The organism is Ruminiclostridium cellobioparum DSM 1351 = ATCC 15832, assembly GCF_000621505.1.
In the GTDB taxonomy this organism is placed as follows: domain Bacteria; phylum Bacillota; class Clostridia; order Acetivibrionales; family DSM-1351; genus Ruminiclostridium; species Ruminiclostridium cellobioparum.
Map to the genome: position 1 here is coordinate 70,573 of NZ_KK211292.1, position 12,089 is coordinate 82,661.

The 12,089-nt window shown below is 38.6% G+C and carries 8 protein-coding genes and 1 pseudogene; 8 read left to right on the plus strand and 1 reads right to left on the minus strand.

Annotation, left to right across the window (positions count from 1 at the left end; all coding sequences use genetic code 11):
- Positions 1–17 precede the first annotated feature (17 nt).
- From T344_RS0123160 to T344_RS0123195, 8 genes and pseudogenes are all read left to right on the plus strand, one after another.
- Entirely contained in the window at positions 18–1,100 is a 1,083-nt protein-coding gene (locus T344_RS0123160; protein WP_027630676.1) for a ComEC/Rec2 family competence protein, read from the plus strand.
- The gene (locus tag T344_RS0123165) at positions 1,101–3,368 is read left to right on the plus strand and encodes a ThiF family adenylyltransferase (RefSeq protein WP_027630677.1); all 2,268 of its coding nucleotides are present in this window, start codon (positions 1,101–1,103) and stop codon (positions 3,366–3,368) included.
- 503 nt (positions 3,369–3,871) lie between these two features.
- A complete protein-coding gene (locus T344_RS0123170; protein ID WP_027630678.1) occupies positions 3,872–5,719 on the plus strand; it encodes a hypothetical protein in 1,848 nt (615 codons plus the stop codon).
- 899 nt (positions 5,720–6,618) lie between these two features.
- Entirely contained in the window at positions 6,619–7,839 is a 1,221-nt protein-coding gene (mef(A), locus tag T344_RS0123175) for a macrolide efflux MFS transporter Mef(A) (RefSeq protein ID WP_027630679.1), read from the plus strand.
- A gap of 115 nt (positions 7,840–7,954) precedes the next feature.
- Positions 7,955–9,416, plus strand: a pseudogene (locus T344_RS31430) (Msr family ABC-F type ribosomal protection protein).
- 130 nt (positions 9,417–9,546) lie between these two features.
- Positions 9,547–10,071 carry a DinB family protein gene (locus T344_RS0123185; protein ID WP_027630680.1) on the plus strand — a complete coding sequence of 175 codons (525 nt, stop codon included), beginning with the start codon at positions 9,547–9,549 and terminating at the stop codon, positions 10,069–10,071.
- Positions 10,072–10,119: 48 nt separating this feature from the next.
- Positions 10,120–10,383 (plus strand): nitroreductase family protein, encoded by a 264-nt coding sequence (locus tag T344_RS31645; RefSeq protein WP_242842131.1) that lies wholly within the window; start codon positions 10,120–10,122, stop codon positions 10,381–10,383.
- 228 nt (positions 10,384–10,611) lie between these two features.
- Entirely contained in the window at positions 10,612–11,136 is a 525-nt protein-coding gene (locus T344_RS0123195; protein ID WP_027630681.1) for a GrpB family protein, read from the plus strand.
- 240 nt (positions 11,137–11,376) lie between these two features.
- On the opposite strand, the gene T344_RS0123200 is transcribed toward T344_RS0123195, so the two are convergent.
- The gene (locus T344_RS0123200; RefSeq protein ID WP_027630682.1) at positions 11,377–12,000 is read right to left on the minus strand and encodes a TetR/AcrR family transcriptional regulator; all 624 of its coding nucleotides are present in this window, start codon (positions 11,998–12,000) and stop codon (positions 11,377–11,379) included.
- Positions 12,001–12,089: the final 89 nt, after the last annotated feature.

A 12,089-nucleotide genomic window follows, 5' to 3' on the forward strand; every position in this document is an offset into this window, starting at 1 on the left:
GAAAGGGGTTTGAAACTATGAGTCAGAAAATCACATTCTACCCGCTGGGAAACGCGGAAACCGTGCTGTTGGAACTCTCCAACGGCAAGAAAATGCTAATGGACTACGCCGCTATGAGCACAGACGAAGCCGGAGATAAACGGTACGACATCACGACCGCGCTCAAAAAGCACAAGTCTTTCGATGTGGTGATGTTCAGCCACGCCCACGATGATCACGTTAAGGGCGCGAAAGACTTCTTTGAGTTTGACCACGCCGACAAATATAAGGGTGATGGGCGGGTGCAAATCAAGGAGCTTTGGGTGTCATCAGCGTTTGTGCTTGATTCAAATGTTTGCGAAGATGCCCGCGTGATACGACAGGAAGCTCGGCACCGCTTGAAAAACGGCTATGGCATTAAAGTGTTCGCCGAGCCGGATAAGCTCGACCAATGGCTTGAGGATAATGGCTTGTCAACCGACGATAGCGAGAACTCCATTATACACGCTGGAACGCTACTGAAAAATGCAGACCACAGCTTAGGCGACGAGCTTGAGGTGTTTGTTCATGCACCCTTTTCGGAAGACTCTGATGAGGTTGAAGACCGTAACGACCCGTCTATTGTCCTGCAACTGAGGTTGGCGAATTTTTCACGCACAACAACTATCTTTATAACAGGCGATACGCCGCACGAAATTCTCGACAAGATAGTCGAGCGTTCAGAGAATGGGGGTAATGAGAATTATCTTTACTGGGATATTTACGACATACCGCACCATTGCAGTCACACAGGTCTGGCTGACGAGCGTGGCGATAAGATTACCGAAACATCAGATAACATCAAGCGGCTCCTGTCCGATTATGCTCAACAGAACTCCGTAATGATTGCGTCGTGCCGGGCATTCAGCGATGTCGACGAGGACGACACTCAGCCCCCTCATTTTCAGGCAAGAGATGCCTACATAGAATACAGTGGAGGGAAAGAGTTTTTTGCAACGATGGAGTATCCCAATGAACGCAATCCTCAACCGCTTGTGTATGAAATCGACTTTCATGGTATAACCAGAAAAGTTTTCACGACGAGCCCGATAATTACTTCACCGGCACCGAGGGCAGGCTAAATGGAAACCATTTTAATCAATCCGGCATACGAGCTAACGAAGCAGATACTGGTCGCATTAGGCTGCGGTGACCCGTATCGCGCTTTGCTACGCAAATTTTGGCAAGACAGCAACGCTAACGGCGTGATTGATATTTTGGAACTTGATTATGAAATCGCCGGACTATGTCAGTATCCTGATTATGAAATCCGCCGAATCGAACCGATAACAATATCTGTTCAGGACGGAGAATTGCCGCAAGTTGATGTACGAGAAGACTTTCCAACAGTACCGCACCTTATGGTCAGTCGCGATGGCAAACAGCGGTATCTTTGTTATACCGATTTGTCGTATTCCGAAATAAGGTACAGACTCAATGGGCGGTTTATTGTAGAATGTATCAATGAATGGTTTGTAAAAACTGCCCGTGGTGAGCTTCATCGTGATGATCAACCTCTCGAGCCATTTTTCTATGGGACGCAAGATGTGATTATCGTCAACCCACGGCACATTAACAGGAACTTTGCGAGATTCAGAGAAATTCGTCAAAACGGAAGGCTTATGTTGTGCCAAGTCTCCCATATTGCCTACCGCACAGGAACAAGTCTGTATGTAATTATCAGGTTGAGCTTACAGCCGAGTGCGGACAATATTATCCATCACCCACCGAATACATTGCGTGAATTATTAGAGTGGTTTTCGGCCAAACAACTTGCTGAACAACTTACAAGTGAGCTATGGTCAATCCTTAACATTCGGCACAACCCGAAAAAATTTCAAAGTCTTTTCGCAAGCACGGCAGCACTGTTTAGCTGTCCCTGCATTATAACCTTGAACATTCCTCAAAGAAGAAAGCAATCCGGGACTGTCGAGTGGTCAGATTATCGTGTGTTTTTAACCGAAGGAAAGACATTCGGAGATGTTCTGCATGACTTTGGAATCCAACGCGCAAGAACGAACGGGAATAAAAATAAGAAAGGCAAAGTTGGTAATAAGCCTATTGATACCGGAAAAAATAATTTGGGCGAGAACATAGTCATTCGTCAACTCAATCTTCATTGGGCAATTACGCCTACACTTGCCCAAATTTATAACGGCATCGAAGTCGGCTATAAGCACTTGAATTACGTTCTCGTCGGGGCAGGGGCTTTGGGTTCTCAGCTGTTTGATAATTGCCTGCGCTCCGGCTTTGGAAAATGGACGATTATAGACAAAGATGTGGTATTTCCGCATAACCTTGCCCGGCATATACTTGCCCTTAATTCAATCGGTCAACCAAAGGCAACAGCATTGGAAAGCTACGCCAAAACCATACTTGAAGATGCAGAGGTTTCCTCCATTGTCGCAGATGTGCTCGACCCCACAAACGGCGTAGTTGTAGAGGCTCTTGATGCCGCCGATGTGATTGTGGATGTTTCCACATCTATCGCAGTGGAGCGTATGCTTGCCATTGATGTAAAATCAAAAGCTCGTCGTATTTCTTTGTTTTTAAATCCGTACGGCAATTGTCTTGTTATGCTGTGCGAGGACGCAGAACGTAAAGTTACGCTTGATCAATTGGAGATGCAGTTGAACTCAATACTGGCGGGGAAAGATGATTATGCCGAATACTACAGCCGCCCATCGACAATCGCGTACGCCACTTCGTGTCGCGACATTACCAGCAGGATTTCACAAGAGTACATTGCGCTCTCTGCCGCCGCTGCGAGTAAAGAGTTGAAGCGGGTTCAGGTAGCCACATCTGCGAATATTGTGATATGGAGTATCAGCGATGATGGCATAGTTGCCGATAGGTATAATGGTGAACGATGGCATTCTGTTTCTTGTGGAGATTGGCGAGTTTTTATGCGCAGTTCATTACTGCAATCTCTGCAAACAAAGCGCACCGAGCGGCAGCCGAACGAAACAGGCGGAGTGCTTATTGGGCAATATGATTTTTCTCGAAAGATAATCTACCTAGCCGATATGATTTTTTCACCGGATGACAGCATTGAAGCACCAACCTCATATATTCGCGGTTGTGAGAATCTGCCGGAACAGATTCAACAAATAGCGAAGCGAACTTACAACAGTTTTAGCTATGTCGGTGAATGGCACAGCCACCCCGGAAGTTGCACCGAGATGGGTTCTGCTGATGAAAGGCTACTCTGCACAATCAGCGAAGTAAACGAATCGCACTGCTTGCTCGGTTGTATGATAATCTGTGGTGGCGCTGATAACTTTTCCATTTACATTCGTGAGAACAGTGTGACGCATTCAGCGATGTTTAAGTACAATTCGAAGTTGTAGCCAAACAAGAAAAGCTCTATCTTTTTAAAGCCAATGCTTTTCTTACTTTGTTACGTATCGGTTTGCGGTATGGTTCAATAAGTTTCCCTATTAAACCGTACCTTTATTTGGGGCAGGTTTTTTATGTTTTGGAGTTATAGGGTTGCCAATCCACATTGATGTTTTTGAGAATGACAGAAGATATATTAACCTGGTGTTTGCAGAAGTCAATTGGGTTTTAATGAGATTAATAATTGTGCCGAATAAAGCTTTTAAATAAGGCACAATTATTTGAAGGTTTTATTGAGTACAATTAAACGTACATAGCAAGTGATGAAAAACAGGGAAAGTTAAGTTATATATGTGATAATAATGCACTGCAAATTGTTGTATAAAAATTCCCAAAAAGGTTATTACGTAATATTTTCGAGAAATCTATCTAGTCACCAAAACGTAAATGGATTCACAAGATAGATTAAGGTAGATAATTATGGTTCTACACAGAAGAATTGGAGGAGGATGAAATGGATGCAAAAACTATAGAGACGCTCTCGATTAATGCTGTTCGTGATAGCATCGTTGTTTCTGACTTTCTTGATCAATATATTGCAGACAATGATAAAGAACCATCTTGGGATGGATTTGTTTACATTTATAATGTCAAAAGCAAAAAGAAGAGTGAACTAGCAGGACGAGTACCTGTACAAGTAAAAGGTATTATATGCGATGATTTTTCTAAGTCGGAAATATCCTACCCAGTTAGTATTGCTGATATGAACAACTATCTTCACGATGGAGGGGTAATTTACTTCGTTGTATATATAAGTAAAGATGGAATCAATAAAAAGATATATTACCAAACTCTAACTCCTGTAAAATTAAAGTCTCATATATTTGGAATAAAGAAAACTGACAATGAAAAACTTAAAAAACAAAAAACAAAAAACCTTAAATTTATAGAGTTTCCCAACGATAATAATAGGAAAGCCACAATTTTTTTGAATTTCGATAACAATAGTAAAAAGCAAGCTAGTTTTTCTAAAACGGATATATTTTCTATTGATGACATAGAAAGATTAGAAGGACAGGATTTGCTCATGCAGCTATCACTGACAGTCTCAGGGTATGGATATGGTAAAACGAAAAATGATATATACAAAGCTTTTTTGGAAAATGAAGTATATTTATACGCTGATATAAAAGGTAGTAATATTTCTCATCCTGTTGATGTTATTCCTACGAATTTACTTATAAAGGAAAAGGAATTAAAGGCTATCTCTATTAGTGGGAAAAAGTTCTATAGTAAATTTTCGCGTATAAAATCACTAGAGAGAACGGTTGTAAAAATAGGAGATAGTTTGTCTATAGAAATAAATGAAAATACTAAACTTGTTAAATTTAACTATAATCCTTCACCTATGCTTCGACAACGTGTAAAAGATTTAGAATTTTTTATAAACATTGTCAACGAAAAATGTTTTTTCATTGACAATGTTAAGATACCTTTTGATTTATCAGATGATGAAATTGGAAAAATAAATGTAGACGAGCAAAAGAAATCTCTCGAATACTACTTAAAAATGGTAACTGTACTTGATACTCTCCATATAGATGATGATATTAACATTAATGAACTCACTGAACAGGAAAGACGAGAATTTCATAATTTAGTCATTGCTTTTGCTGACAAAAAACCCGTACCAAACTTAAAGCCTGATTTGCCAACAATATGTTATATAAGTATTGCTAATATAAAGTTGATGCTTATATTTGAGAAATGCATAGATTCGAATAATACCTATAACATTTATGACTTTTTCTGTTCGAATTTTGCATTATTTTATGAAACTCCAGATGGTGAAGAGTTGAGAACGTCTTTATACTCTGCCTTGCAAAAAGATGAGTATTTGCAAATAAGAAACATAGATTACGATTCCATATTACCATCATATAAGTTGATAGAAAAAGAAAATAAACAGATTTTTGATAGAGCAAACAATGATTTGTTGATGATGCTATTGGCTTATGATGAGAGTATCATAAAGAATCCACAATTATTAAGAGTGGCAAAAGATTTGGCAAAATGGATTTTGCAAGAAGATAAATTAGTTCTTCCCTATGAAATAAAAATACTCAACTATTTGCAAGTTATTCGTAGAGAGCGTGAACTGAATATAGATGAGGTAAAAGAACTTTGTACTATAATAGCAGACAATCCTATGAGAGAGGATGTTATTACAGGTGCGTACCTTTTGCTTGGAGATCAAATGGCTGCTGAAATACATTTTGAAAAAATGGAGCAAGAACTACAGAAAGGATTTAGAGAATATCCTATTTATAGATTTTGGAATGAAGTGGATAAAGAAATGTAAAATTGGTATACTGGCGGAATGTGAAAGAAACGAATAAATTTACTAAAAAAATGCTATATCAAAAGCTTTTTGAAGTTTTTAGTATTGCCTGAATTAAAATTTTCACTTGTGTTTATCAGGAGGATAGAATTATACGTTTTACCTTTTTTATGTATGAAGAAAGGCTAGTTAAAATACAAAATTAAATTGTAATGAATAAAGCCTTCAAAAATATTTGAGGGTTTTATTGCTTGCAATTTTGTGGGAGATAATACTAATTTTTTAATTAAACTTTAAACGGTCTAATTTCAGGAAATATACCTCTCCACCGAGGAGGTACCAGGTTCAAACGGCATCTTTTTTGACTACTCAAGGCACGTTGAGTGTATAATAATGATGACGAATAGTGGTTTGGAGGGCAAATAGGGCAGCCTGACCACTATATGTAGTGGTTTTGGAGCGAAAAATGGGCAAAAAACGGGGTCAAAAAGTGCATTTTCTGGCCTCGATTTTTGGGGCGTTTCATAGATGACATTTGGAATTTTGATGATGACAAGAGCAAAAAATGAAATTATATTAAGTTTTTGGAAATTGACAGTATTATTTTATTTATGATAAAATTATTTGAACTTAGTTAATAAAAGGAGGACATTCTGTCTATGTATTCTGTTCGTTTAAGATAAGCTGGCAATAAAAAAGCGTTAGTTTCATCCACAACGGTGGGCTTTTTTGTTGTACTTATTTTACGAGTTGAGACATAGATACGGGTGTGTGTAACCATTTGAGGTTATACGTTTTTTGCCAATGTCTTTTTACGTTAAAATGCAGACTAAAAGCTCGCACTGCGGATTTTAGTCTGCATTTTTTATTGCCTATAAACAGAAATAAACCAAAAACAAAAAGGCAAGGAGAAAACAAATATGACAAATAGAACTTCGAAATGGAAACAAGATTTTTTTATAATATGGACAGGACAGGCAATTTCACTTATTACTAGTGCCATCCTGCAAATGGCGATTATTTTTTACCTTACAGAAAAAACAGGATCTGCGATGGTCTTGTCTATGGCTTCGCTAGTAGGTTTTTTACCCTATGCGGTCTTTGGACCAGCCATTGGTGTATTAGTGGATCGTTATGATAGGAAGAAGATAATGATTGGTGCTGATTTAATTATAGCAACAGCTGGGGCAGTGCTGGCTGTTGTTGCATTGTATACGGAGTTACCTGTATGGATGGTTATGGTAGTTTTGTTTATCCGTAGCATTGGAACGGCTTTTCATTCCCCTGCTTTAAATGCGGTTACACCACTTTTAGTACCAGAAGAACAGCTTACGAAATGCGCAGGTTATAGTCAGTCTGTGCAGTCAATAAGCTATATTATTAGTCCGGCGGCTGCAGCATTGTTATATTCCGTTTGGGAATTAAATGCAATTATTGCTATCGATGTATTAGGTGCTGTGATTGCATCTATTACGGTAGCAATTGTAAGCATTCCTAAGCTAAACAATCAAGTGCAAAGTTTGAAACCAAATTTCATAAGAGAAATGAAAGAAGGAATTGTCGTACTGAGACAAAACAAAGGATTATTTGCCTTATTACTCTTAGGGACACTATATACTTTTGTTTATATGCCAATTAATGCACTATTTCCTTTAATAAGCATGGAATACTTTAATGGGACACCTATGCATATTTCAATTACCGAAATAGCTTTTGCATCTGGAATGCTAGTAGGAGGCTTACTATTAGGAAGATTAGGGAGCTTTGAAAAGCGTGTATTACTAATAATAGGTTCATTTTTTATAATGGGGGCCAGTTTAGCCGTTTCAGGAATACTTCCTCCAAGTGGATTTGTTATATTTGTAGTTTGCTGTGCAATAATGGGGCTTTCGGTGCCATTTTATAGCGGTGTGCAAACAGCTCTTTTTCAGGAGAAAATTAAGCCTGAATATTTAGGACGTGTATTTTCTTTGACCGGAAGTATCATGTCATTTTCTATGCCAATTGGGCTAATTCTTTCCGGGTTCTTTGCTGATAGAATCGGTGTAAATCATTGGTTTTTACTATCAGGTATTTTAATTATTGGCATTGCTATAGTTTGCCCCATGATGACAGAGGTTAGAAAATTAGATTTAAAATAATATTGGAGGGGTATTTATGTATCTTATTTTCATGTAATTCTTCCTGCTGAAATCGCAGGGTTTTCCCTGCGTACAAGCAAATGAAAGCATGCGATTATAGACAGGAGGAAATAAGATGGAATTGATCTTAAAAGCAAAAGACGTTCGTGTGGAATTCACGGGGCGAGATGTTTTAGATATAGATGAATTAGAAGTATATGATTATGACTGTGTTGGTTTAGTAGGAGCAAATGGTGCAGGGAAAAGCACTTTACTCAAGGTGCTTTTAGGGGAATTAACCCCAGCAGGATGCAAAATTAATCGTTTGGGTGAACTTGCCTATATTCCCCAGTTGGACGAAGTAAGTTTGCAGGAGAAAAAAGATTTTGCACTTGTAGGCAAACTCGGTGTTGAGCAATTAAATATACAGACCATGAGCGGTGGTGAAGAAACAAGACTTAAAATAGCACAGGCTTTATCAGCACAGGTGCATGGTATTTTAGCGGATGAACCTACCAGTCATTTAGACCGTGAAGGAATTGATTTTCTAATTGGACAGCTAAAATATTTTACAGGTGCACTGTTAGTTATTAGCCATGACCGATATTTTCTTGATGAGGTAGTAGATAAAATATGGGAACTGAAAGATGGAAAAATCACTGAATATTGGGGAAACTATTCTGATTTTCTTCGCCAGAAAGAGGAAGAACGCAAGAGCAAGGCAGCAGAATACGAACAATTTGTTGCGGAACGTGGCCGATTGGAAAGGGCTGCGGAGGAAAAGCGAAAACAGGCTCGTAAAATAGAACAGAAGGCAAAAGGTGCTTCAAAAAACAAAGCACTGAAGGCGGAGGACGTTTAGCTCATCAAAAATCAATAGGAAGTAAGGAAAAAAAGTTGCATAATGCCGCTAAATCCCTAGACCATAGGATTGCGGCCTTAAGAAATGTAGAAGCTCCAGAAGACATTCGCAGGATTCGTTTCAGGCAAAGTGATGCATTGGCACTCTACAATCCATATCCTATTGTCGGTACGGAAATTACTAAAATATTTGGGGATAAGATACTGTTTGAAAAAGCTATTTTCAAATTCCCCTAGGAGCAAAAGTGGCGCTAACTGGTGGCAATGGAACAGGAAAAACAACTTTAATCCAAATGATCTTAAACCATGAAGATGGAATTTCTATTTCACCTAAGGCAAAAATAGGTTACTTTGCACAAAATAGTTACAAGTGCAACGGTAATCAGAAAGTCCTAGAGTTTATGCAGGAGGATTGTGATTACAATGTTTCAGAAATTCGTTCAGTTCTAGCATCAATGGGGCTTAAACAAAACGATATTGGAAAAAGCTTATCTGCTTTAAGCGGCGGAGAAATTATTAAATTGTTGCTGGCTAAAATGCTTATGGGTAGATATAACATCCTGCTAATGGATGAACCGAGCAACTTCCTTGACATACCAAGCTTAGAGGCTTTGGAAATATTAATGAAGGAGTATGCTGGAACTATAGTGTTTATCACCCATGACAAACGGCTACTCGATAATGTGGCTGATGTGGTTTATGAAATTAGCGATAAGAAAATAAATCTGAAACATTAAATTTAAGGCAGTCGCCAGTCAATGTAGTCTGTTCTGGCTGGCGGCTTCACTGTTAAAAGTATAAAGACTTTTTTCTTTTGGCAAAAATTAATGTATACTAAAATAATTTAAATAAGGAGTGTTACAATCAATGAGAGATATTGAAATAAAAGAAAATATACTATTTCAGATGGACATGTGCTGGCAACTTTATCTTTATCACACAGAGAATCTAAAGGAGACAGAGGCACTTTGGGCATTCTGCTCCACGGGACTGCAGATACGAAAGCAAGACGATGGATGGAGTGTAGATTGGCCTGAAAGCGAAAGTTACGAGATTGGACCGTCCAGTATTGCATGGGTTATGTGGCATATTATATATTGGTGGAGTACTGCGTTAGATTACAATTTTGGAGATGGTAACTTGAAAAAGGAAGACATTGCTTGGCCTGGAAGTGTTGAAAAAGCAAAAGAAGAAATAAAAATACTTCATGATAAATGGGTTGCAAAATTAATCAATATGTCGGATGCAGAATATCAATCACAGCAGTATGCAAAATGGCCACTTGAGGATAGAAGCTTTGCTGATACTGCATTATGGTTAAATGGAGAATTAATGAAAAATGTAGCCGAAATAGGTTATGGACGATTTCTATATGCAGCTTGTAAAAAATAGAGATAGCGATAAATACGAGAATAATTTTTCTAAAGAAGGAGACTACCAATGAATAGTATAATAGAAAACATATTAACAAGAAGAAGCATACGAACTTTTATGGAGACTCAGATGTCAGAGGAGGATTTAAATACCATTCTAACAGCGGGAAGCTATGCACCTAACGGGATGGGAACACAGAGCTGGAAGTTTACAGCCATTCAGAATACCAGTGTACTTGAAAAAGTGAATGAGGCCATTCGCCTGACCCTTATATCTATACCTGTTATAGCGGAAACCCATCCTTATGTTGTGAGCCTTATTGAAATATGATGCTGACAGCACACTCACTCGGCATAGGTTCCTTCTGGCTAAATCAGCTGCCGGGACTCATACATATGCCCTTAATCCGTGAGATTTTATCAGATCTTGATGTTCTCGAAAATCATATTGTTTACGGATCTGTCGTTATGGGTTATGCTGCAGAGGAGCCGAAACAGGCTGCCCCTCGTAAAAATGTCGTAAATATTATTCGTTGAGAATGAGATTGGAGGGTTAATATTGTTTATACGAGTAGTTCCGTATGCCCCCTTTTGGGAATTAGAGTATGAAAATGAATCACAGAAGATAAGGAACATATTGAAGGATATATTGGTGGAGATTTACCATATTGGCAGTACAGCAGTTAAAGGGTTACATGCTAAATCAATCATTGATATAATGCCTGTAGTGACAAATATTAGTTTGGTTGATAAGCATAACGAAGAATTTGTAGCCATTGGATATGAGTGTATGGGTGAGTTTGGTATTGGAGGACGGAGATATTTCCGCAAAGGCGGTGATAACAGAACGCACCAGATTCATATTATTGAGCAAAGTAATCACAAAGATATTAATAGGCATATAGCAGTAAGGGACTTTCTGCGTGAACATCCTGACATCGCTTTAGAGTATGGTGAGTTAAAAATGAAGCTAGCTTATCGGTTCCCGGAGGATATTGAAGGCTACTGCGCTGGTAAGGATGCATTTGTAAAGCAACTAGAAAAGGATGCTTTGCTATGGTGTCAAACTGCCGTTAGGAGGTAATTTTAATGTTCTATTTTGCCTTATATAGAAGTATGAGATACACTTTAATTTATCGTTGACAGTTCGTATCTACCGAACCAATAGGTTGAAAATGTTTGGTTGTTGTAATTAAAAACATAAGGTCGAGCCACGTTGAGGTGGTAACACATTCAGCTCAAGAAGTCGAGAATCGGAATGCTGAGTATAAAGAAACTATTATGTTTATCTTGGCCTTGAATAGACCAATTCTAAGAAGACCGTTTACCTCGATTTTATGCCATTCAACAGCATCTGAAAATGCGTCAAGGCTTGCGACTTTAAGTCGAAGTCAGGATATCTGATACACCATTCATATGTGAGCCCCCGAATTGCCATTACAAAATGCCGAGCTAGTTCATGGAGAGATAAAGGTGAGATGAATTCTCCCCGTTCCATACCCCGTTCCAGCACGACAGTAAATATCTGATACAGATCCCGGGCATATTCCTTGACAGCACCCACGTCTATGTCATCGGTTAACAGTAGTTGATATACAGTTCTCATGCTCGTGTAGCCTATGATCTCGGTAAGCGTGTCTGCTATCTTACCGAATAATCCCAATAGTATTTGGGAGGAAGAGGTATCCGGGGAAAAAGAGTCCAAAATAACTCGGTAATCCGTGTCCACTTTACGAACATAATCGGAAATGAAAGCGGCAATCAGTGCATCCTTAGATTCGAAATATATATAGAACGTGCCTTTTGCTACCCCTGCCTCCTCTACAATCCTGTCCACAGTGATCCCTCTGAAACCGTACTGATTAAACAGCATAGTGGCGGCGATAAATAGCTTCTGCTTTGTCTTTTCGCCTTTCTCCTTTTTTCGTCTCGTTTCTTCTTTTTTCAAAATTTTACCCCTTTCTTTGTTGCATCTGTATATGAAACATTATATAATTATTTTAAAACATGACTACGGTCATATAAAGTCATTTTTGA

Coding starts and splice junctions, on each gene's coding strand:
- T344_RS0123170 (WP_027630678.1), top strand. CDS start 3,872: ATGGATGCAAAAACTATAGAGACGCTCTCGATTAATGCTGTTCGTGAT.
- T344_RS31645 (WP_242842131.1), top strand. CDS start 10,120: ATGAATAGTATAATAGAAAACATATTAACAAGAAGAAGCATACGAACT.
- T344_RS0123165 (WP_027630677.1), top strand. CDS start 1,101: ATGGAAACCATTTTAATCAATCCGGCATACGAGCTAACGAAGCAGATA.
- T344_RS0123185 (WP_027630680.1), top strand. CDS start 9,547: ATGAGAGATATTGAAATAAAAGAAAATATACTATTTCAGATGGACATG.
- T344_RS0123160 (WP_027630676.1), top strand. CDS start 18: ATGAGTCAGAAAATCACATTCTACCCGCTGGGAAACGCGGAAACCGTG.